At 54.9% G+C, this 21,530-nt stretch carries 25 protein-coding genes; 14 read left to right on the top strand and 11 right to left on the bottom strand.

All coding sequences use genetic code 11. The features are described from left to right. Positions 1-6: 6 nt before the first annotated feature. Together C9J03_RS05225 and C9J03_RS05220 are read right to left on the bottom strand one after the other, a co-directional pair. Complete coding sequence (locus C9J03_RS05225) at positions 7-603, bottom strand: TetR/AcrR family transcriptional regulator (protein WP_044622262.1); 597 nt, start codon at positions 601-603, stop codon at positions 7-9. A 24-nt stretch (positions 604-627) separates the two neighbouring features. Further along, positions 628-2,016, bottom strand: a complete 1,389-nt coding sequence (locus C9J03_RS05220; protein ID WP_231580721.1) for a coniferyl aldehyde dehydrogenase — start codon at positions 2,014-2,016, stop codon at positions 628-630. Here C9J03_RS05220 and C9J03_RS26995 point away from each other — a divergent pair. Next, positions 1,942-2,115, top strand: coding sequence for a hypothetical protein (locus C9J03_RS26995; RefSeq protein ID WP_231580745.1), 174 nt, complete (start codon positions 1,942-1,944; stop codon positions 2,113-2,115). The genes C9J03_RS05220 and C9J03_RS26995 overlap by 75 nt on opposite strands. Before the next feature lie 37 nt (positions 2,116-2,152). Here the strand turns inward: C9J03_RS26995 and C9J03_RS05215 are convergent, their stop codons facing one another. Together C9J03_RS05215 and C9J03_RS05210 are read right to left on the bottom strand one after the other, a co-directional pair. After that, positions 2,153-2,734: a tRNA-uridine aminocarboxypropyltransferase gene (locus C9J03_RS05215; RefSeq protein WP_044622264.1), complete on the bottom strand. Its 582-nt coding sequence runs from the start codon at positions 2,732-2,734 to the stop codon at positions 2,153-2,155. 65 nt (positions 2,735-2,799) lie between these two features. Beyond that, positions 2,800-3,843, bottom strand: a complete 1,044-nt coding sequence (locus C9J03_RS05210) for a COG3650 family protein (RefSeq protein WP_044622265.1) — start codon at positions 3,841-3,843, stop codon at positions 2,800-2,802. A 68-nt stretch (positions 3,844-3,911) separates the two neighbouring features. Here C9J03_RS05210 and C9J03_RS05205 point away from each other — a divergent pair, with 68 nt between their 5' ends. Then, positions 3,912-4,370 (top strand): EVE domain-containing protein, encoded by a 459-nt coding sequence (locus C9J03_RS05205; protein ID WP_044622266.1) that lies wholly within the window; start codon positions 3,912-3,914, stop codon positions 4,368-4,370. Between the two features lie 66 nt (positions 4,371-4,436). Here the strand turns inward: C9J03_RS05205 and C9J03_RS05200 are convergent, their stop codons facing one another. Both C9J03_RS05200 and C9J03_RS05195 read right to left on the bottom strand, forming a co-directional pair. Beyond that, positions 4,437-5,237, bottom strand: a complete 801-nt coding sequence (locus C9J03_RS05200) for a Cof-type HAD-IIB family hydrolase (protein WP_044622267.1) — start codon at positions 5,235-5,237, stop codon at positions 4,437-4,439. Between the two features lie 95 nt (positions 5,238-5,332). Continuing rightward, positions 5,333-6,334 carry an alpha/beta fold hydrolase gene (locus tag C9J03_RS05195; RefSeq protein ID WP_044622268.1) on the bottom strand — a complete coding sequence of 334 codons (1,002 nt, stop codon included), beginning with the start codon at positions 6,332-6,334 and terminating at the stop codon, positions 5,333-5,335. A 148-nt stretch (positions 6,335-6,482) separates the two neighbouring features. Here C9J03_RS05195 and rhtB point away from each other — a divergent pair, with 148 nt between their 5' ends. Both rhtB and C9J03_RS05185 read left to right on the top strand, forming a co-directional pair. Beyond that, positions 6,483-7,100: a homoserine/homoserine lactone efflux protein gene (gene rhtB, locus C9J03_RS05190; protein ID WP_044622269.1), complete on the top strand. Its 618-nt coding sequence runs from the start codon at positions 6,483-6,485 to the stop codon at positions 7,098-7,100. Between the two features lie 67 nt (positions 7,101-7,167). Then, entirely contained in the window at positions 7,168-8,418 is a 1,251-nt protein-coding gene (locus C9J03_RS05185; protein ID WP_044622270.1) for an EAL and HDOD domain-containing protein, read from the top strand. Here the strand turns inward: C9J03_RS05185 and C9J03_RS05180 are convergent. Together C9J03_RS05180 and C9J03_RS05175 are read right to left on the bottom strand one after the other, a co-directional pair. Further along, complete coding sequence (locus C9J03_RS05180) at positions 8,396-9,235, bottom strand: LysR family transcriptional regulator (RefSeq protein WP_044622271.1); 840 nt, start codon at positions 9,233-9,235, stop codon at positions 8,396-8,398. The genes C9J03_RS05185 and C9J03_RS05180 overlap by 23 nt on opposite strands. A gap of 130 nt (positions 9,236-9,365) precedes the next feature. Then, positions 9,366-10,961 (bottom strand): AbgT family transporter, encoded by a 1,596-nt coding sequence (locus C9J03_RS05175; protein ID WP_044622272.1) that lies wholly within the window; start codon positions 10,959-10,961, stop codon positions 9,366-9,368. 542 nt (positions 10,962-11,503) lie between these two features. On the opposite strand from C9J03_RS05175, the gene C9J03_RS05170 reads away from it, so the two are divergent. Continuing rightward, the gene (locus C9J03_RS05170; protein ID WP_044622273.1) at positions 11,504-12,226 is read left to right on the top strand and encodes an SDR family oxidoreductase; all 723 of its coding nucleotides are present in this window, start codon (positions 11,504-11,506) and stop codon (positions 12,224-12,226) included. A 154-nt stretch (positions 12,227-12,380) separates the two neighbouring features. Next, on the top strand, positions 12,381-13,385 hold the full coding sequence (locus C9J03_RS05165; RefSeq protein WP_044622274.1) for an acyltransferase: 1,005 nt from the start codon (positions 12,381-12,383) through the stop codon (positions 13,383-13,385). 9 nt (positions 13,386-13,394) lie between these two features. On the opposite strand, the gene C9J03_RS05160 is transcribed toward C9J03_RS05165, so the two are convergent. Further along, the gene (locus C9J03_RS05160) at positions 13,395-13,727 is read right to left on the bottom strand and encodes a DUF2500 domain-containing protein (RefSeq protein WP_044622275.1); all 333 of its coding nucleotides are present in this window, start codon (positions 13,725-13,727) and stop codon (positions 13,395-13,397) included. A gap of 225 nt (positions 13,728-13,952) precedes the next feature. On the opposite strand from C9J03_RS05160, the gene C9J03_RS05155 reads away from it, so the two are divergent. The 5 genes from C9J03_RS05155 (at position 13,953) to C9J03_RS05130 (ending at position 17,440) form a co-directional block, all read left to right on the top strand. Further along, on the top strand, positions 13,953-14,318 hold the full coding sequence (locus C9J03_RS05155; RefSeq protein WP_039468369.1) for a hypothetical protein: 366 nt from the start codon (positions 13,953-13,955) through the stop codon (positions 14,316-14,318). Between the two features lie 989 nt (positions 14,319-15,307). Then, positions 15,308-15,934 (top strand): lysoplasmalogenase, encoded by a 627-nt coding sequence (locus C9J03_RS05145; RefSeq protein ID WP_044622276.1) that lies wholly within the window; start codon positions 15,308-15,310, stop codon positions 15,932-15,934. Positions 15,935-16,014: 80 nt separating this feature from the next. Then, positions 16,015-16,335 (top strand): putative signal transducing protein, encoded by a 321-nt coding sequence (locus tag C9J03_RS05140; protein WP_044622277.1) that lies wholly within the window; start codon positions 16,015-16,017, stop codon positions 16,333-16,335. A 64-nt stretch (positions 16,336-16,399) separates the two neighbouring features. Next, the gene (locus tag C9J03_RS05135; RefSeq protein WP_231580698.1) at positions 16,400-16,678 is read left to right on the top strand and encodes a YecH family metal-binding protein; all 279 of its coding nucleotides are present in this window, start codon (positions 16,400-16,402) and stop codon (positions 16,676-16,678) included. A 171-nt stretch (positions 16,679-16,849) separates the two neighbouring features. After that, the gene (locus tag C9J03_RS05130; protein WP_039468363.1) at positions 16,850-17,440 is read left to right on the top strand and encodes a YhgN family NAAT transporter; all 591 of its coding nucleotides are present in this window, start codon (positions 16,850-16,852) and stop codon (positions 17,438-17,440) included. A 44-nt stretch (positions 17,441-17,484) separates the two neighbouring features. On the opposite strand, the gene C9J03_RS05125 is transcribed toward C9J03_RS05130, so the two are convergent. Beyond that, a complete protein-coding gene (locus C9J03_RS05125; protein WP_044622278.1) occupies positions 17,485-17,751 on the bottom strand; it encodes a DUF1145 domain-containing protein in 267 nt (88 codons plus the stop codon). Continuing rightward, positions 17,748-18,353, bottom strand: coding sequence for a 16S rRNA (guanine(966)-N(2))-methyltransferase RsmD (rsmD, locus tag C9J03_RS05120; protein ID WP_044622279.1), 606 nt, complete (start codon positions 18,351-18,353; stop codon positions 17,748-17,750). Before rsmD ends, C9J03_RS05125 begins: the two co-directional genes overlap by 4 nt. A 144-nt stretch (positions 18,354-18,497) precedes the next feature. On the opposite strand from rsmD, the gene ftsY reads away from it, so the two are divergent. Genes ftsY through ftsX form a run of 3 tightly spaced genes read left to right on the top strand, consistent with a single transcriptional unit; the run spans position 18,498 to position 21,498 of the window. Continuing rightward, positions 18,498-19,910, top strand: a complete 1,413-nt coding sequence (gene ftsY / locus C9J03_RS05115; protein ID WP_044622280.1) for a signal recognition particle-docking protein FtsY — start codon at positions 18,498-18,500, stop codon at positions 19,908-19,910. A 3-nt stretch (positions 19,911-19,913) separates the two neighbouring features. Further along, positions 19,914-20,585 carry a cell division ATP-binding protein FtsE gene (gene ftsE, locus C9J03_RS05110; RefSeq protein WP_044622281.1) on the top strand — a complete coding sequence of 224 codons (672 nt, stop codon included), beginning with the start codon at positions 19,914-19,916 and terminating at the stop codon, positions 20,583-20,585. Beyond that, positions 20,572-21,498 (top strand): permease-like cell division protein FtsX, encoded by a 927-nt coding sequence (gene ftsX / locus C9J03_RS05105; RefSeq protein WP_044622282.1) that lies wholly within the window; start codon positions 20,572-20,574, stop codon positions 21,496-21,498. The genes ftsE and ftsX overlap by 14 nt, the downstream gene beginning before the upstream one ends. Positions 21,499-21,530: the final 32 nt, after the last annotated feature.

Raw genomic sequence — 21,530 nt, 5'->3', positions numbered from 1 at the left:
GTTTTGCTATCTGGTGGCTGCCGCCGTGTCCTGGGAGAGGTGAGTCAGCGGCTGGAGTCCTTGCCAAAGGATGTGAAATGCCCCTTGCTGGTATTGTGCCTGCCGGGCCAATTCGGGCTGTTCGATGAACAGCTGGGCGGTGCTCAGGAAGTGCTGGCGGAAAAAATTCAGTACCAGCGGCATCGGTAGGGGGGCCAACAGGCCCTGCTGCTGGGCCTGTTCGATCCTGTTGCCAATGAACCCCATGGTCGTCAGCATCAGATCCTGATGACGGCTGATGGGATAGGCTGGGTCGTGGCTGAGCTGCAGCATCAGCTTGAGCTGGCTGGGGTGGCTCGTGGCCCACGCCAGGGCCCGCTCCCACAGTTGGCGAAGCTGCTCCGGCAAGGCCGTGGCATCGAGTGGGCTCGACAAGACCTGGGCCAGATCCTGCTTGGCCTCAAGGTAGAGGGTATCGATCAGGGCCTGCTTGCTGGCAAAGTGATGGAATAGGGTGCCGGTTGCCACGCCCGCTTCGCGGGCAATGCTGGCGGTCGAGGTTGCCTGTACTCCGTTGGCGACAAATAGGGCCAGGGCTGTATCGAGTAGCTGCTGTCGTTTCATGGTGCTCCGGGCGATAGCGCAGGGTTAGCGCATAAAGAAGGCCAACATCAACTTTTGCCACCACCGTCCATAAGGCGGCTTGATCAGTCCGGTGGTGGCGTATTTGTGCTGGGTCAGCACGGTTTTGGCCTTGGTCAGGGCCAAAAAGCCTTCCTTGCCGTGGTAATGGCCCATCCCAGAAGGCCCCACCCCACCGAAAGGCGCATCATCAGCGCCGACTTGCAGCAGGGTTTCATTGATCGCCATCCCGCCCGATATCGTTCCGTCTCTGACTTGCTGTTGGACGGCCGGATCTTGGCTCATCAGGTAGAGGGCCAGCGGCCTTGGGCGCTGCTGGACGAAGTCGATGGCATCGGTTAGCTCATCATATTCGATGACGGGAAGCAGCGGGCCGAAAATTTCCTCGTTCATCAGGGTTGCCTGCTCCGGCACCTGGCTGAGCAGATGGGGGATCAGGCGGTGGCGGCTATCGCTGCGGGCTTTGGCGTGGCATGGGAATACATTGGCCCCGAGCTGCTTGGCCTCGTCCAGCCACTGGCACAGGCGGCGGTACTGTCGCTCGTTGATCACCGAGGCGAAATCCGGGTTATCCACCCCGCCGGGATAGTGGTGGTTGAACTGCTCGATAAAGCGGTCGATAAAGGCCCGGGCTCGCCCCTTGGGGACCAGGATATAGTCGGGGGCAACACAGATCTGCCCGGCATTCAGGCATTTGCCGAACAGCATTCGTTCTACGGCCAGGGCGATTGGCATATCGTGCGCGACAATGACCGGGGATTTGCCGCCCAGCTCGAGCGTTACCGGTGTCAGGTTTTCGGCCGCCGCTCGCATCACATGGTGGCCGACAGGGGTGGAGCCGGTGAACAGCAGGTGATCAAACGGCAGCTGGGTGAAATGGGCCGCTGCCGCTGCTTCGCCCTCGAATACTGCGACCTGTTCGGGCTGGAAGGTTTCCTCGATCAGCGTCCTGAGCACCCGGTTGGTTGCCGGGGTGAATTCACTGAGCTTGATCATCGCCCGGTTGCCGGCCGCCAGGGCCGAGATCAGCGGCCCCAGGCTGAGCATGACCGGGAAGTTCCACGGCACGACGATGCCGACGACGCCAACCGGTTGGTGGTGTACGGTCACTTTGGCCGGTGAGAGCATCAATCCGGCATGGCGCCGAGAAGGCTTCATCCAGCGCTTGAGTCTGGTCAAGGTGTAGTTGATATTGTTGATGCAAGGGACAATATCTGCCACGAGGGTATCCTGGTGATGACGCTGGCCGTAGTCTTCGGCAAGAGCCTGGCAGAGGGGATCCCGGTGCCGCTTGATGGCGTGCTTCAGAGCGGTTAGCTGGTGTTTGCGCTCGTCCAGCGAGGGCATGGGCGCAGCCCTGAAGGCGGTCTGCTGGGTCTGCAGTGTGCGGTCCATGTCGGTGCAGTCATTGTGCTGGATCTGGATATTCTCGGCCACGGTCATCGGTTGGTCTCCCTATCAATAAAACTGACTAGTCAGTCGGTTTCAGTATAGAAGACTTTGTCTGTCGCCGAGCTGGAAATTTGCCGGTTTATTTTTTATGGCCACTCTTCTCGGCATGGAATACTGCGAGGAAGTGGTTGAAATACTGCTGAAGCTGGTTGGCATCCCGGCCAAAGCCGGTGGCTTCGAGCAAGGCGATACCGGCCTCGCAGGTGCACAGGTTGCCCGTTTGTTGGTTGCGGCGCAGGGTATAGGCCGAATCGGTATTCGGGGCAAGCGCCAACCGGGGCAGGGTTGCCAGCCAAGGGCTGCGGCGGATCATCTTGCGTGCCTCCTGCCAGGTAGCATCAAGCAGGATAAACAAGGGGGTTTTGCCTGCCGTTGCCTGGAACGGTATGGCCGACACGGTGTCATCGCCGGGGAACAGCAACCAAGGCTGGTACTGCGGATCAGCCAGCATGTCGAGCAGGGCTCGCGGCGGATTGACCCGGTCCCAGAGCTGGCGTTGGCAATGGGCTAGGCTGCGCTCCATCAATTGACCGGTATTGGTGTCTTTGCCCATCTCCTTGGGGTGGGTGAGCAGGATAAAGGTATGCGGGCAATCCAACGCGGGCTCGGCATGGCAGATACAGTTGTGGTGAAAGCCGCAGCGCGGGCAGGGTGTGGTCATGATGGTTGGTTTGGCCAGTGGGTTATGCCACGCAGTGTGGCATAACCCGGCGGAAAAGTGGAGGGCTACTCCCGGACGGGGCTGAGCTTGTCGAGGGTCAGGCCATTATCGCCGAGTTCATAGGTTTCGCCGTTGATGATCTCCTGGCGGGTCGAGAGCTGGCCATCCTCCCGGCGGAAGAGCCTTTCGCTGATCAGCCTGCGGCCTTGGTACTGGGCCATGGTGACTTTGACTTTGCCATCACCAGCCTGTTGCCAGAAGCCTTTTTCCTCCAGCCCAGGCTGCCCGTTGCTGTAGCTGTATGCCGTGATCGCCGAGTGGTCCGGCTGCAGACTTAGGGTAGTCGTCAGTACTGCGGCACCCAGATCGCTGTGGCCCTGGTAAGTACCGACCCAGTGCTGGGTCGTATCGGTTGCCCCGAGGGTGGCGCAGCCAGTGTATTTCGTTCCTTGCCAGTCGAGAGTCGCCTGCCAGCCGAACAGGGCATCGCTCATGGTGTCGTTGCACTGGGCCTGGGTCATTGTGAGGGTGAAATCGCGTCCTTGGTAGACCTGCTGGCCAGAGCGGATATCGCGGCTGCTAATCGCTTGCTGCTGGGGCGGGTAGCCGATCCGGCTCAGTGAGACCGTTTCTCCGGCGACTTCAATAGACCATCCCGGCTCGTTACCAAACGCCCATGTCTTGCGCGGTGGTTGCTGGCAGCCCTGGCGCATTTCGGCTGACAGCAGGTTGATCTGTTTTACGTTGAAACGGGCGTTGTAGTCGGCGGCGAACCCTTCTTCTGGGGCGGGCTCGAGATGGCCGATAAACTCACCGTACATCGGCTCGTACCCTGGCGGCGTGACCGCATTGGCCGCGGGGAGGTCGCCGGCAGGCAAATGCAGCCAATACTGCTGGGTGCTGCCGCAGGGCTGGATGCTGCGGCTTTCGTGGCCGAGGATCACCTGGCCGCGCAGCATGAAAGCTTGGACCTTGCCGCTGCTGGTGGCCACGTCCGGCGTGGTGAGCGCGATTTCTTCTGGCGTCGGGCCGGAGGAAGGCTGACTGGCACAGCCTGCCAGCAGCAGGGCGCCCGCAATAGGGGCAAGGGGGAGTTGTCGGCATATCATCGGGATCCCTCATTGTGATAGGCTGGGGTATAAAGTCAGTTATACCAGATAAATAAAAGAGTATCAGAATGGCGTATTGGTTATTCAAAACAGAGCCGGACACCTTTTCGATAGACACGCTCAAGCAGCAAAAAGTTTCCTGCTGGGAAGGCGTCAGGAACTATCAGGCGCGAAATATGATGCGTGACGATATAAAGCTAGGGGATCAGGTACTGATTTACCATTCTTCCTGCAAGGATGTCGGTGTGGTCGGTATTGCCGAGGTGGTGCGCGAAGCGTATCCGGATCATTTCCAGTTTGATCCCGAAGGGCCGTATTTTGACCCGAAGTCCGATCTGGACAACCCACGCTGGGTCATGGTTGATATCGAGTACCGTCGCCACTTGCGCCTGGTATCGCTAAAGCGGATCAAAGCCAATCCGGTACTGGCTGAGATGCCGTTGGTCAAGCGGGGTAATCGGCTCAGTATCATGCCAGTGACCGAAGCGCAGTGGCAGGAAATTCTGCAGATGACCGGGCAGTTCTGATCCCGGAGGCATCGAGAGCTGTGGGAAGCAGCCAGGCTGCCTCCCCGATAGGATATTACCGTCCGTCTATTTGAGCAGGAGACCGCTTAGGTAGTGGGCCACTGCCTCGTCGTTGCAGTTACCGATCACCTCGTTGTGCGGCAGAGCTTTTTTGACCTTGTCGTGCGATGTCCCCATCACCAGCCCCTTACCGGCCATGGTTAGCATTTCGACATCGTTCATACCATCCCCGAAGGCAATGCAGTCAGACAGGGCATAGCCTTTCTCTTTGGCCACTGCTTCGAGGGCATGGCCCTTGGAGACATTGGCATCCATCACCTCGAGACACCACGGGGTAGAGAACGCCACATTGGCCTTGTCACCGTACTGGGCGTTGATCTTGTCTTCCCATTCCACCAGCTTGTCGTGGTCGCGGTCATCGCGGGTGAAGAAAATTTTGGCGACGCCTTCGAGCGGTGGGTTATCGACATCAAACAATTGGTAGCTGAACGTGTCATGGAAATCACGCAAGCTTGGGTCTTCCTGGTTAAGCAGCCAGTCATCGTTGCGGTAGATATGGATTTTCAGCGCCGGATCGTGTTTGGTCATGGCAATAATGCCCGTGATCACCTCAGGTTCGACATCCTGCTGGAAAATCACTTCGTTCTTGCAATTGTGCACCCGGGCGCCATTGGAGGTGATCATGTAAGCCGGGATCCCCAGCTGCTCACGCAGCCCTGCCACATCAATGTGGTGGCGGCCAGTGGCGAAGATAAAGTCTTTGCCCTGGTGGTGAAGCTGGTTGAGGGTATCTTTGGTAAACGGGGCAATTTTGTGATCAGGGGTTAGCAGGGTGCCATCCAGATCCGATGCAATAATTTTGTACATGAAACCTCTCGCGGTAGGAACAGAGGCCCAATGCCTGCGACATTGGGGAAACAGGGCAATTTTAAACCAGTTCCCCCAAGAGAAAAGAGGCTATTTTATGCGTTGGGTATTTCCGCTTTACGGAAATGCTCAAGCACTGAGGCCAGCGCCGGCAGGCGGTAGGTATCGGCCTCGAACAGCAACTCGTGGCGGGCACCGTCGATCACCTTGAACTGGCTGTCGCGATTGGCCCCGACCATGGCTTGGTGGAATTGCTGCTGGGCGGCATTGTCGATGATGGTGTCTTCACTGGCCTGCAGCAGCAGGATCGGGGTCGTAATATTGCCGGCCTCGCGGATACAGCACTTTGCGGCAGCCAGTCCTTGCCACACCCAGCGAGCGCTTGGACCACCGATTTTCAGCGCCGGTTTGTGCTCGTACAGATCCCGAAACCACTGGTAGCGCACTTGGCTCTGGGTCAGCGGGTTATTGGCAAAGGGCTTGGGATAGTAGGGGACCTGGCCCGGCGCATAGCTTGGCTGGCGCTGGAGCTGCTCCATCACCCGGGCAAGGGGGGAAGCGATAGGGCGCATCCATTTGCTGATGTTGATACCGTGCATCGGGGCACTGAGCGCAGCACGAGCAAAGGTGCCCGGGTGGCGGGCCAAATAGAGGCTGGTCACCGTACCGCCCATCGAGTGGCCGATCATGAACAGCTGCTGGTAGCCTTTGGGTTTGACCACTGACTCAACGAAGGTGTTCAGGTCGCTAACATAGTCGTCGAAGTGGCCGACATGGCCGAGTTCGGTATCTTCAGCCAGACGGTCAGATACACCCTGGCCGCGGTGGTCGAGGGAGTAGACATCGTAGCCCTGGCGGACCAGATCATAAAACAGCTCTTGGTATTTCCAGTAACTCTCGACCCGGCCGTTGACGACGACAATGGCTTTGTCCGGGTTGTTGCCGGTAAATGAGACCCAGCCAATATTGGTGCGGTTGACCCCCTCGAACATACCTTCCTGGCGATGTTGCCACAGCTTGGCCACAGGGCCGGCCATGGTTTCAGCAAAGCGGTTTTCCTGGGATAAATCAAAAAAATGGGGGGGCTGGACAGTCATTCATCACCTCGGTTAACAGTATCTGGGGCAAGTATAACCCAATGTCATACTTGCTGTTGCCATAAGGTGTGAACAGCTGTTAACGTGTGGCGTTTTTATGCGGTTACCTCCCCCAACTCCGGTAGAATAGCGAAAAGGAAAAGGCACTGTGGAACTTGAAATCTGGTTGGCTTACCTGGCGACGGCGATTGTGTTTAGCATCGCGCCGGGATCGGGCACGGTAAACTCGATCAGCAATGGGATGACCTATGGCTGGCGCAAGTCTCTGGCATCGATAGCAGGGCTGCAAATCGGCCTTGGCGTATATATTGTGCTGGTGGGGGTGGGCCTGGGAGCCTTGATTGCCCAGTCGGCAACAGCGTTCACCGTGATCAAATGGGCCGGGGTCGGTTACCTGATCTGGCTCGGGGTGCAAAAGTGGCGCGATCGGGGCCTGCTTCAGATCGCCGGCGACCATCCGCAGGTGCCTGCCCGACAACTTTGCCGCCAGGCGGTACTGGTTAACCTGACCAACCCCAAGACCGTGGTCTTTCTGGTGGCGCTGTTCCCCCAGTTTATCGACCCTAGCCAGCCGCAGATGGCCCAGCTGTGGGTGCTGGGGCTCACCACGGTGGCAGTCGACGCCGCTGTGATGCTGGGATACGTAGTGCTGGCTTCCCAGCTTGCGGGCTATATTCGCTCGGCGAGGATCATGGCGGCACTGAACCGCGTGTTCGGGTCGATGTTTATTGGTTGTGGTGCGCTATTGGCGACAGCTAAGGCTTGAGGCTGCCTGCTGCGGCCATTGGTGCAATACGCTCTTTGCCCTTTGTTGTGGAGACTCTTTCAGTTTTATGTATTCCTACGTTGCGCGCCAGCCTATCTTCAACCGTCACCAAAAAACGGCCGGCTACGAGCTGCTGTTCAGGGACGGTGAGGGCAATGCCTTTCCTGTTGGTGTCGATGAGAACAAGGCGACCTGCTGTCTGCTGGTTAACAGTTTTATTGCCGACAGCGATGGTATGGCTCAGGCGGGCAAGCGGTGCTTCATTAATTTTCCCCATAAAAGCCTGGTCAGGCTGCTACCGACCCTGCTGCCGAAAAAACAGGTGGTGATCGAAGTGCTGGAAACCTGCCAGCCAAATGATGAGTTGCTGCTTGCGATCCGCCATTTGAACCGCCTGGGCTATATGATCGCGCTCGATGATTTCAATATGGATCCCCGCTGGCAGCGTTTCCTACCCTATGTGCATATCATCAAGCTGGACTTGCTGAAGATCGGGCTTGAGGCCGCGTGCGAGTATGTCGCGCAGAACCGCGGCAAAAAGCTGATGTTTCTTGCTGAGAAGGTCGAGAGCTACCGCGACTACACGCAGGCTCACCAAGCGGGCTTCCACTTTTTCCAGGGCTATTATTTTAGCCGCCCCGAGCTGCTCAAAAGCCGCAACCTCAAACCCGAACGCCTATCGACCCTGCGCCTGTTGCAGGAGGTATGCCGGGATCAGGTCGACTTTGAGCGGGTGGAGCAGATCATCGCCTCTGACTTGTCGCTGTCTTACCTGCTGCTACGCTATGTCAACACAGCTGTCGATAGGCTCAAGGTACCGATCAGTGAATTCAAGCAGGCGTTGGTGTATCTGGGCGAGGAAAAACTCAAGGTCTTTGTCAGCGCCGTGGCGACCGCCCAGGCTTCGATTGATAAGCCCCATGAGCTTTACGCCTTATCGCTCCAGCGCGGCAGGATGTGCGAAATCCTGGCAGCGGTCAGCGGGCAGGATGTTGAGGCCAAGCCGGCTTTTATGACCGGTTTGCTTTCTTTGATCGATGCCTTGCTCGATCAGCCGCTGGATGAGTTGCTGGCCCAGTTGCCCCTGCAGTCGGAAATACGCCAGGCCCTGCTGCACCAGCATGGCTCGCTGGGCCAATTGCTGAGGCTGACCATCGCCTACGAGCAGGCGCAATGGGGGTTGGTCAACCAGCTCGCCGAGGCACTGGGTATAGAAGGCCCGCGCATTAGCCAAAGCTACCAGCTCGCCCTGCAGTGGTCGTCGAAATACGATCTCCAAGCCCCGCCTCGTCCCCTTACCGCCGCCCAGACTGGCTGAGCGCCTTGATAGTCTCGGCCAGGGCGGGATTGAGCGTCTTGTTGGCCGGATAGCATAACCCGAGCCGGCGGAACATCCGCGGCCCGTCGAGCGGGACGGTGACCAGTTCGGTGGCGGTTTCCAGCACCCCGGTCGGCAGGAAGGAGATCCCGAGGCCGGCCTGGACTAGGTGCATGACCTGGGTCTTATGCTCGGCCTTGGCAACCAAGTTGACGGCCAGTCCGTCACAGGCCAGCAGGCCGATGGTCTGCTGGTGGGCTTCGCACGGCGGGCACTCAATAAAGTCATGCTGGTGAAGCTGCTCCGGCCGGACCGTGTCCAGCTTGGCTAGCGGGTGGGACGGCAGCATGCACAGCACATAGTCCTCCTCCCACAGCGGCAGAAAAATCTCGTCGTCTTGCTTGAACATATCCAGCGTCAGGCGGGCATCCGCTGGTGCATCGTGATCCACCAATTCCAATAGCACATTAGGAATATGCTCACGTAGGGTGCGGAACACGCGGGCCAGGGCGGCCTGGCTCAGATCGGGGAAATTACCCAGCCGCAGTGGCAGGCACTCGGTGCGTTGCTGGAATAGTAACGGCAGGCGGTTGACGTCACCGAGCAACCTGACTGCCAGCGGGTAGAGGTAATGGGCCTCGTCGGTCAGGTCGACCCCTTTTTTGTGGCGTTCGAACAAAGTGGTACTGAGCTCTTCTTCCAGTTGCTTGATGGCATGAGAGATCGATGGCTGGGACACAAAGCAGCGCTCGGCGGCGAGTGTGATGTTTTTTTCTTCGTATACCGCGACAAAAAAACGCAGGAGGCGTAGATCCATGGAATGGCTCTGGCTGGCAAGTGATGCCGCCAATGATAGCAAAGAAAGTGGTCCAAGACTGGTGATAGGTGGGGCGGAGGAGAAAACACAAAGCCGGGCAGAAGCCCGGCTTTGGTGACAGAGGGGAGAATTAGCCTACGCTGTAGTAGGTTGCGGCGCCAGGGCCGACAGGGATACCGAATACGAAGACCCATAGGTAGAACATGATGCTCCAGCCTACAACGAAGATGATTGAGTATGGCAGCATGGTTGAGATCAGCGTACCCAGACCCAAGTTCTTCTTGTAGCGCGTTGCCACCGCTAGGATCATACCGAAGTAGCTCATCATCGGGGTGATGATGTTGGTTACTGAGTCACCGATACGGTAAGCCGCCTGGATCGTTTCCGGTGCGTAGCCTACCAGCATCAGCATTGGTACGAAGATAGGTGCCGTTACTGCCCACTGCGCCGACGCAGAACCGATCATCAGGTTGATGAAGCCACACATCAGGATGAAGGCGAAGAACAGCATCGGGCCGGTTAGACCGATAGACTGCAGGAAGTCAGCACCTGCAACCGCGAATACTTGGCCGAAGTTGGTCCACTTGAAGAAAGCGACGAACTGGGCAGCAAAGAACACCAGCACGATGTACATGCCCATCGACGACATCGACTTCGACATCGCATCGATAACATCGCGGTCGTTTTTCATCGTGCCCACGACTTTACCGTAGACAAAGCCAGGGATTGCGAAGAAGACGAAGATGAAGGCAACGATACCCTTCAGGAACGGTGAACCCGCAACCAAACCCGTATCGGGGTGACGCAGGATGCCGCTTTCCGGCACGATAGTTAGTGCCAGCAGACTTGCGACGACCAGTGCCGCCAGACCGGCCATTTTTAGGCCTTTCTTCTCGAGTTCGGTGATCTTGCCAAGCTTGTCATTGCCTAAGTCCTCGCTAGCTTCCTCTGGGTTATATTTACCCAGTTTCGGCTCAACCACCTTCTCGGTCACAAAGGCACCCATGATGGTGATGGCAAACGTCGATGCGAACATGAAGTACCAGTTGACCTCAGGGCCAACCGAGTAGTTCGGGTCGATCATCTGTGCTGCGGTCTGGGTAATTCCCGACAACAGCGGGTCAACCGTACCTAGCAGTAGGTTGGCACTGTAGCCACCGGATACACCGGCGAATGCCGCTGCCAGCCCGGCCAGCGGGTGACGGCCCAGTGAGTGGAATAGCATCGCTGCAAGTGGTACCAGTACCACGTAGCCTAGCTCTGATGCGGTGTTGGAAATGATACCGGCAAAGACGACAACCAGTGTCACCATGCGCTGAGAGGCACCCATTACCAGGCCACGCATGGCAGAAGACAGCATGCCTGAGTGCTCGGCAATTGCGACACCCAGCATGGCGACCAGTACGGTGCCTAGCGGAGCAAAGCCAGTGAAGTTAGTTACCAGGTTGGCAACGATTTTTTGCAGACCTTCTGCATTGAACAGACTGACCACATGGATCATACCGTCGGCAGCACGGCCGGCTGCCCCTTCAGGGCGCGGATCGACGACAGACACGCCGAAGTAGCCAGCTATACCGGAAGCAACCAGAATCGCCACACAGAAAAGGGCAAAAAGGGTAATTGGGTGTGGTAGCAGGTTGCCCAGCCACTCGACGGTATCTAGAAAACGGGTGAATAAGGTTTTCTTGGGTTGTTGTTGTATTTGCGGTGAAGCAGATGAATGCATCACGACCTCCATTTATCGTTTTAATCCCATCAATGGGTACATCTCTTGTCGCGGGGAAGGTTACGTCATTGTTAACGTCACAAACAAGATATAATTGTGTCAAAATGTGTCATTTGCTTATCTTTTGTCTGTTCGTTGTTATTTTTTCGTTGTGATGTACTGGTTTTGTGATGGGTGCTTATCTTAATATTGTTGATTTTTATGAAATCAGTTGTTCATTTTCGGTTTGTTAACCTTTGTTCAATAACCGGATATCAATTAATTAGAAAGCCTAGCCCGGGAATGACGTGCTTTAAATCACAAAAAGGGTAATTTATCGCCGATCAATTGCGGCGTGATAGCATTCTGTTAACTAATTTTTATCAATTGTTAGGCGGGGATCATGTATCCATAGCTAAAATTTATGATAAGCAGAGGAAATCGATATTTTTCACCGAGGGATACGGCCGATATAGTAGCGTCCATCTGCTGGTGGCCACTGGTAACGACCTGCGGGCAAAGGGCCCGGGGTGATGTTCTCTTTCTCTATATAAGGTGAAACTATGTTTAAGCCTCTTGTTGTGATCACAGGTGCAAGTTCGGGAATTGGTGAGGCGACGGCTAGAACGCTGTCTGATCAGGGTCACCCGCTGTTGCTGCTGGCTCGCCGTATCGACCGTCTGATGGCTTTGGATCTGCCAAACACCCTGTGCCGGCAAGTTGATGTGACGGATGGCCCGGCGTTTACCGCTGCGATCGAAGAAGCGGAAGCCCAGTATGGCCCGGTTGATTGCCTCGTGAACAATGCCGGGGTGATGTTGCTTGGCCTGGCCCATGAGCAAGATCCAACCGAATGGAAAACTATGTTTGACGTCAATGTGATGGGGTTGCTGAATGGCATCCATGCGGTACTGGCCAAGATGAAAGCCCGTAAGGGCGGGACCGTGATTAATATCAGTTCGATTGCCGGTCGCAAGACTTTCCCTAACCACGCGGCCTACTGTGGTACCAAGTTTGCGGTACATGCGATCACGGAAAATATCCGTGAGGAAGTGGCCGACGACAATGTGCGTTTTATTACGATTGCACCAGGTGCAGTAGAAACCGAGCTGTTAAGCCATACCACAAGCGATGATATCAAAGCGGGTTACGAGGAATGGAAAGACGGGATGGGCGGGGTGATTGCACCGCAGGATATTGCCAATGCCATCAGCTATGCCTACCAGCAACCGCAGCACCTGTGCATTCGTGAAATTGTGCTGGCGGCAACGCGCCAGCAGCCATAAAGCGGCTGACTGCTATCAGGACTGAATGTCAGCAGTCGGTGATTTTATCGGTAAATCTACGCTGTTTCAGTTACTTAATAAATGCAGCCTGCTATATTCAAAAGGGTATCCCTACCGGGATACTCTTATTTGTATCAACGGTTAGGGGGCTGGTTTGAGGGAGAAGGTTCGCTTTTTTGATGTGCTGCGCTGCGTAGCCGCGGTGGCCGTGGTGGTGATCCACGTGCTCGGCCCCTACCGCGATCAGTTCGGGGTGATGCCGGACAGCGGCTGGATAACGGCCACCACCTTCAACAGCTTCAGCCGCTGGGCGGTGCCTGTATTTATCATGATCACCGGTGCCCTGATGCTAACCGATAGCCGCCCGTTTGAATTGGGCTACTATGTCCGGCGCCGCCTCGGCAAGGTGCTGGTGCCTTTTCTGATCTGGTCGGTTTTCTATGCTTGGCTGTCCGGGCTAACGCCAGCCGGTTTCGATGGTGATGTGGCCCTCGAAACCCTCAAAGCATTGCCGTTGCATGAAACTTATTATCACCTGGGCTTTTTTTATTATTTTATCCCGCTGTATTTCGTCGTGCCTTTGCTGCGTTACTTTGTCCAGCATTACGATAGGCAGGCAATCCTGGCGCTGGCCTCAGTGTGGCTGTTGCTGACAACCTTGTTCTTGTTCAAAATCGACGGTCCGTGGAGCCATGAGTTGGTTTTGTATAGTGGGTATTTACTATTTGGCTACTGTGTTTTCCAGTTGCGCTGGCCAAGCTTGAAATGGTTGTTGCCACTGGGGACGGCAGCCTTGCTGCTGACTGATGTAATGGTGCTGAGCAACAGCTTTGCCGCCGGGGAATACCAAGTTGGCCGGTGGATGTCCTACAAGACGCTCAATACCGCCCTGATTGCGGCCATGGTGTTTGCCCTCGGGCGGTATGCCGTAGACAGGATCAGCGAGGGCGGGTTGGCTAAACTGGCCTTTATGAGTCGCTATAGTCTGGGGATCTATCTGCTGCACCCAATCTTTCTGTGGCCGGTCAGGGCCTATGACTGGTACTTCCTGTCGCCAATCTTGATGATCCCGTTCTGGACGGTGATCATCACGGCCTTGGCCCTTACCGCCAGCTGGCTGCTGGCAAGGAGTCCGAGAACGGCCTGGCTGGTTCCTTAGCTAGACGTTTTAGTCTCGCTTGAGCGCAAAATGGCGAAAGGCCACGCCCTGGTAGGTCATTAGCCCCTTATCACCTGGATTGAGGGCATGGTAGTAATGGATGCCGACCATGAATTCGCGTTTTGGCCCGCCTTGGGTCGGTTGCACATAAATCCAGTACTCTTCGTCGTCTTCACCTGGGCGGGTACCCATGATCGGGACACTTTGTTTGTCGAGGATTTGGACTTCGATCTGGCGCTCTGGGGCATTTTCTCCCATCGTGTGCTGGCAGTGGACTCGGACAAAGTAGAAGAGGGCGATCGCGAGCAAGACAAATATGGTAACAGGAATAGTGACGGGCATGACATCTCCTTGAGGGGCTAGCAGGCATTCATTATTGTGCAACTCGGGAAGGCTGAATACGACCAGCGGCAAAAAGCGTGATCGCGGCAAGCGTGGTTGGTAAAGATATTCGGCCTGGCCTTTGCGTATTCCTTGGGGGTATCCATGATATGGCTCAACGCGGTACTTTGCTTTAGTGTAAAGTCGAGGTAAGTTAGTAGAACGAGTGAGCAAGGAAGAGAGTCGATGGCAAACATAGAGTTAGTGGTAACACGTTCGAGGCGTATCGAAAGCCTGCTGCGTGAACATTACCATGCTGAGGGCAAAGGCTTGCACCAGCTGATCACTAGCTGTGAGGAGCGCCTGCCACACGAAATTATTCCCAAGTTACGGTTTATTGCTTCTATCCGTAACAAGACCGTGCACGAAGAAGGTTATAAGCTCGACGACAAGAAAGGGTTTATCGCTGCCTGTAATGCCTGCGAGAAAGAGCTGACCCCGCGCAGCGGTCGATTTGTCTGGACGGCAGCAGTGCTATTGGTCCTAGGGGTTACGGCGTTGGCAATCTGGTTTTATTCCCTTCACTGGCATCATATTGACTTGACGCCGTAAAAAGGACAATGGCAGAAGCGCCCCCGCCTTACAAAGCGGGTAGAAACGGAGAAAACAAAAAAGGTGCCGATTAGGCACCTTTTTTTTGAATTTTTTTTTGCTTAATAAATCACTGGCAGCGTCATGAGTCCGACAACCACTGCGATCATCATAAGGCCTTGTTTTTGAGAAGGGGTGAACATGATAAGGCTCCTTTTTGCTGCTGGATTGATGTTGTAATTAAGAATAGCACTGATTTTATGCTTTACTCAAGACAAATCGTCATATTATTGCCATAAAAATAATTTATTAAGCCGTAAAAGTGCTGTTTTTGGTTAAGTGAATTGTGTTTTTTTTGTTGGAGTTAAATTGACCTTATTGGTGTATAGTATGCCGTTTTGATTCAAGTTGTTGTTTTAAAATGACTTAAACTCCTTCTCTGCTGGTTGTTTTATGTTCTGTCTGCGGGTTGAGATGTTTTTGGTGTAAAATGCTGGCCGTAATGGTTGGTGGATCAAAAATGGTGCTATTGAGTTGTTTTATGACAAGCTGCAAGCTTATAGGCAGCTCTCATGACCTGATAAAATGCATATTTGAGTTTTTTTATGTTAAATCACTATTCTTTTGTCTTCATGATCATATTGGTGGCCTGCTGGCGATCTAGTGCTGGTAAATGAATGTTTTTGTTTTTATTTTCCTGTTTTACAAGGGTTTTTGGTTTTACCTTTTGGTGTATTGTAAGCGGTGATAAAGCCCTTTGCCGGCAATGTTGCCTAATATGGCCTGTCAGAGGCAAGGTTGAGCGATGCCAATCGTTTGCTATTTGTGGATTCCTGCAGTGGATGATCTACCGCTCACAGAACATTCAGAGAGATGCCGATTAATATGATTCGCCGCTAGTTATTGGCTTTCCTTGCTAGACAATCGCCGATCAGCTCCTAAACTGACCTTGCCACTGACTTAGCCATTATTGCCGTCAGTGACAATGTCATAATAATAACGGTGAAACTATGTGGGTTTGGTTAGCCATTGCTCTTTCAGCTCTTCTACATATAACGGCGGCTTATCACGGCCCTCGTTGGCAATTCTATATTTTCAAGCCTTTTACCATGCTGCTCCTGATCAGCATTGCTTGGCAGTCCGGAGACAGTAGTTTCTACCATCTGGCTATTTTGCTCGGGCTGTTCTTGTCCGTTGTCGGTGATGTCTTCTTAATGTGGCCGAAAGACCGCTTTATACCCGGGGTGGTCGCTTTCGCTCTGGCGCATATTGCTTATTGCGCCGCTTTCTGGTCCCAGCTTGGCAGCCAGATAGTTTGGTGGCTGCCGGCAATGCTGGCAGCTGCTGGGGTGATAGTGTTTCTGCTTTTGCTGCCTTCGTTGGGCAAGATGGTGGTCCCGGTTGCAATATACATTACGGTGATTACCCAGATGGCCTGGGCCGCCGGTGAGTTTTGGTTGACGACGGCATCGACCTCGGCACTGCTGGCATTTGCCGGAGCGGCGGTATTTATGTTTTCCGATCTCTGCCTTGCGATTGATCGTTTCCGAGGGCCGTTCAGAGCGGCAACCATCATGGTGATGACCAGCTATTTCCTTGCCCAGTCGTTAATCGTTGCCTCGTTACTGGCTATTTAGTCACTGATTACTGAAACTTTTCCGCCGTACAACCTGTCTTTAGATCATACTGGAGATAAGCCATATCAATGGGGAAGGTCATGTCGGAAAACTGGTGCAAAATATATGATGCGGCTAATGCCCTGGAGGCGCATAGCCTCAAGGGGATGCTGGAAGCTCAGCATATAGCCGTGCACCTTAGCGGGGAAGGGTTAGGCGCTGCTGCGGGGGAGTTGCCTGCCAATGTGGTGGAAGTGGGATTGTGGGTGAAAGTCTCGCAGCAAGCAGGTGCCCAGCGGCTACTGGAAAAGTATGAGTGCGCCGAGCAAGCTGGTTGGGTGTGCTCTGGTTGCGGCGAGCATAACGGTAGCCAGTTTGAATTGTGCTGGCACTGTGGCCAGGACAGGCTGGCCCAACCTTAAAACATGCATGTGAAATGCACTTATTTGTCTTTGGTCAAAATATCCTCACTGGGGGAGCGCTACAATGCCGTTATTGTGCCGTGAAGAGAAGACTGAAATGAGTGATAATCAAGTTCATGCCCATAACCTGCTGAATATGTTATTGGCTGCTGACACCCCATACACTGTTGCTAGCCTGAAGCAGGCGATTGTGGCTGAATATGGTGAAGATGTGCGTTTCTACACGTGCAGTCAGCAAGATCTGACTTTTGACGCCCTGATGGCGTTCCTGCTTGACCGTCGTAAGGTGGTTCAGGATGGCGATTACGTTGCGGCCAACCGCGACCGTATGTGCAACCACTAAGGTTGGTTCGGGGTGGCTAGCGCCTGCTAGCCGCTTGGATTGGCGGGTGGTAAAAATATCGCCACCCTGCTGATGGTTTGTTATACTCTTCCGCCTCCGGTTGGCTGTCTGGCCGATCGCTCTTATTTCTTAATATTTCTTTTTACTTATTCTCTATCTGAGGTCTGCTCTGTGGAAATTATTTCTGCGGCGGTCATGCTATTTCTGATCATGGATCCGCTCGGCAACTTGCCGGTTATGTTGTCTATTCTGCGGCATATTGAGCCTAAGCGCCGTCGCTTTATCATGATCCGCGAACTGCTGATTGCCCTGGTGATCTTGCTGCTGTTTCTGTTTGGCGGTCAGAAAATGCTGAACTTCCTGCATGTCTCTACCGAGACTGTCAGTATTTCCGGCGGTATTATCCTGTTCCTGATAGCGATCAGGATGATTTTCCCACAGCCAGGAGGCGTAACGGGGCTGGCAGCGGGGGAAGAGCCGTTTATCGTACCGATGGCAATCCCGATGATTGCCGGACCGTCGGTATTGGCGTCGTTGCTGCTGCTCTCAAACCAAGAGCCGGGGCGGACCACGGACTGGGTGATTGCCGTATTGCTGGCCTGGGGCGCGTCGTTTGTGATTTTGATGTTCTACGAGGTGTTCAATCGCCTGCTCGGTGAGAAGGGGCTCAAGGCTGTCGAGCGCTTGATGGGACTGCTGCTGATCATGATATCGACCCAGATGTTCCTCGACGGGATCCGTAAGTTCTTTATGATGGGCTAGCAGAAGTGTGACTTGCAAAAAAACGAGGCCAATGGCCTCGTTTTTTACATCATGTGCTTGCGGCGGATATCAAGCAGGGCAAAGATGCCGAAGATCAGAATTGACCACTTTTCCCAGCGGGTCATGGCGATTTTGTCCCCGAAGGCGCCGATGAAAATCAGCATTTGCAGGCCATGCATCATGAACAGGAACCCGGTCATGATATAGAGTGCCATGGCCGCGACCCCCGGAAACGGGTGGAATATGTTGATCAGTAACACCAGCCAAACAAAGCCAATCGCCGCTTTGGCAAGTAAAATCAGTGCTTTCATGCTTCCTCTCTTTCGAATAAGCGGTAACAAACCTGTCCCGCTGTTTTTTCCCTGTGGAGATGCCAGTGTGCCGGTGTCGCCAGCTCCCCGAGTTCTTTTTCTGCTTCGATATAAATGACCGCATGCGCAGAGAGCCAATTGTTCTGCTCCAGCAGGGTGATCACCTCATCAATCAGATCTTTGCGAAACGGCGGGTCGATGAATACCACGTCATGCGGGGTACCGGCTTGTTTCAAAAATGCTAGGCTGTCGGTATTGAGGACCTTGGCATTGTCGGCGCCGACGGTAGTGCGGTTTTTTTCTAGCTGATCAGCGGCTTTTTTGTCGAGCTCCAGCATGGTGACATGGCTGGCGCCGCGCGACAGGGCTTCGAAACTCAGGCTACCGCTGCCGGTGAACAGGTCAAGGCAGCGCGATTCGATAATATCCTGCGCCAACCAGTTGAAAACGGTCTCTTTGACACGATCTGTGGTCGGACGGAGGCCTTCGACGTCGTGAACGGGCAGTTTGCGCCCGCGCCAGCGCCCGCTGATGATCCTTACGAACCCGTCACGTCGGCTGTTTGGCATATTTCGCCCTGATTGTTGTCTGCGTCTTGTCATAGATTTCTTCGACCGTTTAGAAAATGATAGTATACCTAAACCCCTTGGCTGAAGGCGAAAACATGTATGCCGAAATCATGCCGCTGGGGGTATACACCTGTGTTTAGGCCGCAAATTGTACCAATCAAGCTCTAGGATTTGCCAATGGCAGAAAAAAAGAAACGCGGATTATTTTCGTGGTTGGGTTTTGGCTCTGAGGAGCAGACCGAGCAAACCGAACAAAATCAAGAACAATCAACGGTTTCAGCTGAGGCTGAAGCGGTAAAAGAACAACCGAATGAATCGCTAGACGCCGAGGCGGCAGCGAAAGCCGAAGCAGCCGCAAAAGCGGCGGCGGAAGCCGAAGCAGCCGCAAAAGCGGCGGCGGAAGCCGAAGCCGAGGCAGCAGCGAAAGCGGCGGCGGAAGCCGAAGCCGAGGCAGCAGCGAAAGCGGCGGCGGAAGCCGAAGCCGAGGCAGCCGCAAAAGCGGCGGCGGAAGCCGAAGCCGAGGCAGTAGCGAAAGCGGCGGCGGAAGCCGAAGCCGAGGCAGCCGCAAAAGCGGCGGCGGAAGCCGAAGCCGAGGCTCAGGTCGTGGCCGAAGAAGAAGCCAAGGCCCAGCTACAAGAAGCCGAGGCCCTACAGGAAAAACCGAAGAGCGAAGGCTTCTTCGCCCGCCTGATGCGTGGCCTGAAGAAGACCAAGACCAATTTCGGCTCGGGTTTTGCCAGCCTATTCCGCGGCAAGAAAATCGACGACGAGCTGTTCGAGGAGTTGGAAGAGCAGCTGCTGGTGGCCGATGTTGGTATGGACACTACTCTCAAAATCATTGAGAACCTGACCGATAAAGCGGATCGCAAGTCGCTCAAAGATGGCGATGCTCTGTACGGCTTGCTGAAAGAAGAGCTGTCCGGCATGCTGGCCAAGGTTGAGCAGCCTCTGGTGATTGACCAAGCCAAGAAGCCTTACGTGATCTTGATGGTGGGCGTGAACGGGGTCGGTAAGACAACGACCATCGGCAAGCTGGCCAAGCAATTCCAGAGCCAGGGCAAGTCGGTGATGCTGGCGGCCGGTGATACTTTCCGCGCGGCGGCGGTCGAGCAGCTGCAGGTATGGGGTGAGCGTAACAATGTCCCGGTTGTGGCGCAGCACACTGGCGCGGACAGTGCCTCGGTGATCTTCGATGCGATCGAGTCGGCCAAGGCGAAGAACGTCGATGTGGTGATCGCCGATACTGCAGGTCGCCTGCAGAACAAAGGCAACCTGATGGAAGAGCTGCGCAAGATCGTCCGCGTGATGAAGAAGGTGGATCCGCATGCACCGCATGAAATCATGCTGACTGTTGATGCTGGCACCGGCCAGAATGCCATCAGTCAGGCCAAGTTGTTTAGTGAGGTGGCACCGGTAACCGGCATTACCCTGACCAAGCTGGACGGGACCGCCAAGGGCGGGGTGATATTTGCCATCGCCGATCAGTTCAATATCCCAATCCGCTACATCGGTATCGGTGAGGGGATCGAAGATTTGCGCCCGTTTGCGGCGGATGAGTTTATCGAAGCGCTGTTTAGTGACGAGGAATAAGGTGTGATTCGGTTTCAGCAGGTAAGTAAGGCTTATCGGGGTGGGCGCCAGGCCCTGCAAAAGGTCGATTTCCATCTGCAGCCCGCAGATATGGCGTTCCTGACCGGGCACTCGGGTGCGGGTAAGAGTACCCTGCTGAAGCTGATCTGTGCCATCGAGCGGCCGAGTGACGGCAAGATCATGTTCAATGGACATGATATTACCCGCATTGATAACAAGCAGATCCCGTTTCTGCGCCGCAATATCGGGATTATTTTTCAGGATCACAAGTTGTTGATGGATAGAACCATCTACGACAATGTGGCCCTGCCGCTGCGGGTTGAGCAGGCGACCGAGAACGAGATCAAACGCCGGGTCTCGGCGGCTCTAGACAAGGTCGGGTTGCTGGACAAGGCCCGTTGTTTGCCGATGCAGTTATCGGGGGGAGAGCAGCAGCGGGTGGGTATTGCCCGGGCCATCGTCAATAAGCCGATGCTGCTGTTGGCCGACGAGCCGACCGGTAATCTCGATGCAGCCCTGTCGCGCCAGATCATGGCGCTGTTCGAAGAGTTCAACCGGGTCGGGGTCACGGTGCTGATGGCGACCCATGATACGTCGCTGCTGACCACCCATCACTACCGCCGGTTGGATCTGTATCAGGGACAGTTAAGGGAGTTAGCCAGTGGCGCAAAATAAAACGGGTTTTTTTGCCCTGCACAAACAGCAATGTAAGCAGTCACTTACCGACATGATGCGTCGCCCGCTCGGTAATATACTGACCTTGGCGGTATTGGCGTTTGCGCTGACGTTGCCTGCCAGTTTCTATTTATTCGCCAAAAATGTCACCATGGTGGCTCAGGTGTGGCAAAGCCCGACCCAAATGACGGTGTACCTCGAGCCTGCGATCTCGGCAGGACAGGCCAAGCAGCTGCATGATGAGTTGGCGGCATGGCCGGAAATCGCCGGCCTGGAATTGATCTCGCCCGAGCAGGGGCTGGCCGAGTTCCGCCAACAGGCCGGATTTGAACAGGCTCTGAGCTTGCTGGATGACAACCCGCTGCCGGCGGTGTTAATTATCAAGCCGGCCGAGGCATGGCAAATGGATGCCAAGGCCACCGACCTGGCCTCGCGCTTGCGTCAGCAAAACGGGGTAGATGAGGTCAGGCTGGATAGCGACTGGCTCCAGCGTTTGGCTGCGATTAAGCAACTTGTCATTATTCTGGCTATGATTATTTCCGGGCTGATGCTTTTTGCTGTGTTCCTGGTTGTCGGTAATACCCTGCGATTGCAGGTGCTCAACCAGCGCGATGAAATCCAGGTGATGAAACTGGTTGGGGCAACGGACAGTTTTATCCTGCGCCCGTATCTCTATACCGGTGTTTGGTATGGGGTGATCGGCGGGGTGGCCGCCTGGTTGCTGACCGCACTGGTCGCGATGCTGCTCGATGGTGCCGTGGCCCATTTGGCAGATTTGTATGACAGCCCGTTTAGAATGATCGGTTTAGGTTGGGACGAGTCATTGATCCTATTGATGATTTCAGCGTTTCTCGGACTGCTGGCAGCGCGTTTGTCGGCGGGGCGCCACTTGAAAGAAATTGAACCTATCTGACATTTTTGACTCTATAAATGGTGTAAATTACG

This window comes from Photobacterium gaetbulicola, assembly GCF_003025515.1.
Classification (GTDB): Bacteria; Pseudomonadota; Gammaproteobacteria; order Enterobacterales; family Vibrionaceae; genus Photobacterium; species Photobacterium gaetbulicola.
Note: the sequence above shows the minus strand (reverse complement) of the source record. Positions and strands in the feature narration are given on the sequence as shown.

Excerpts from the sequence above, each read along its gene's own strand:
- C9J03_RS05155 (WP_039468369.1), top strand. The coding sequence starts at position 13,953 with ATGGCAAACATAGAGTTAGTGGTAACACGTTCGAGGCGTATCGAAAGC.
- C9J03_RS05135 (WP_231580698.1), top strand. The coding sequence starts at position 16,400 with ATGCCGTTATTGTGCCGTGAAGAGAAGACTGAAATGAGTGATAATCAA.
- C9J03_RS05160 (WP_044622275.1), bottom strand. The coding sequence starts at position 13,727 with ATGCCCGTCACTATTCCTGTTACCATATTTGTCTTGCTCGCGATCGCC.
- C9J03_RS05175 (WP_044622272.1), bottom strand. The coding sequence starts at position 10,961 with ATGCATTCATCTGCTTCACCGCAAATACAACAACAACCCAAGAAAACC.
- C9J03_RS05215 (WP_044622264.1), bottom strand. The coding sequence starts at position 2,734 with ATGACCACACCCTGCCCGCGCTGCGGCTTTCACCACAACTGTATCTGC.
- C9J03_RS05220 (WP_231580721.1), bottom strand. The coding sequence starts at position 2,016 with ATGGACCGCACACTGCAGACCCAGCAGACCGCCTTCAGGGCTGCGCCC.
- C9J03_RS05195 (WP_044622268.1), bottom strand. The coding sequence starts at position 6,334 with ATGACTGTCCAGCCCCCCCATTTTTTTGATTTATCCCAGGAAAACCGC.
- C9J03_RS05205 (WP_044622266.1), top strand. The coding sequence starts at position 3,912 with ATGGCGTATTGGTTATTCAAAACAGAGCCGGACACCTTTTCGATAGAC.
- C9J03_RS05170 (WP_044622273.1), top strand. The coding sequence starts at position 11,504 with ATGTTTAAGCCTCTTGTTGTGATCACAGGTGCAAGTTCGGGAATTGGT.
- ftsY (WP_044622280.1), top strand. The coding sequence starts at position 18,498 with ATGGCAGAAAAAAAGAAACGCGGATTATTTTCGTGGTTGGGTTTTGGC.
- C9J03_RS05145 (WP_044622276.1), top strand. The coding sequence starts at position 15,308 with ATGTGGGTTTGGTTAGCCATTGCTCTTTCAGCTCTTCTACATATAACG.
- C9J03_RS05225 (WP_044622262.1), bottom strand. The coding sequence starts at position 603 with ATGAAACGACAGCAGCTACTCGATACAGCCCTGGCCCTATTTGTCGCC.
- C9J03_RS05140 (WP_044622277.1), top strand. The coding sequence starts at position 16,015 with ATGTCGGAAAACTGGTGCAAAATATATGATGCGGCTAATGCCCTGGAG.
- C9J03_RS05200 (WP_044622267.1), bottom strand. The coding sequence starts at position 5,237 with ATGTACAAAATTATTGCATCGGATCTGGATGGCACCCTGCTAACCCCT.
- C9J03_RS05125 (WP_044622278.1), bottom strand. The coding sequence starts at position 17,751 with ATGAAAGCACTGATTTTACTTGCCAAAGCGGCGATTGGCTTTGTTTGG.
- C9J03_RS05180 (WP_044622271.1), bottom strand. The coding sequence starts at position 9,235 with ATGGATCTACGCCTCCTGCGTTTTTTTGTCGCGGTATACGAAGAAAAA.
- C9J03_RS05185 (WP_044622270.1), top strand. The coding sequence starts at position 7,168 with ATGTATTCCTACGTTGCGCGCCAGCCTATCTTCAACCGTCACCAAAAA.
- C9J03_RS05210 (WP_044622265.1), bottom strand. The coding sequence starts at position 3,843 with ATGATATGCCGACAACTCCCCCTTGCCCCTATTGCGGGCGCCCTGCTG.
- rsmD (WP_044622279.1), bottom strand. The coding sequence starts at position 18,353 with ATGACAAGACGCAGACAACAATCAGGGCGAAATATGCCAAACAGCCGA.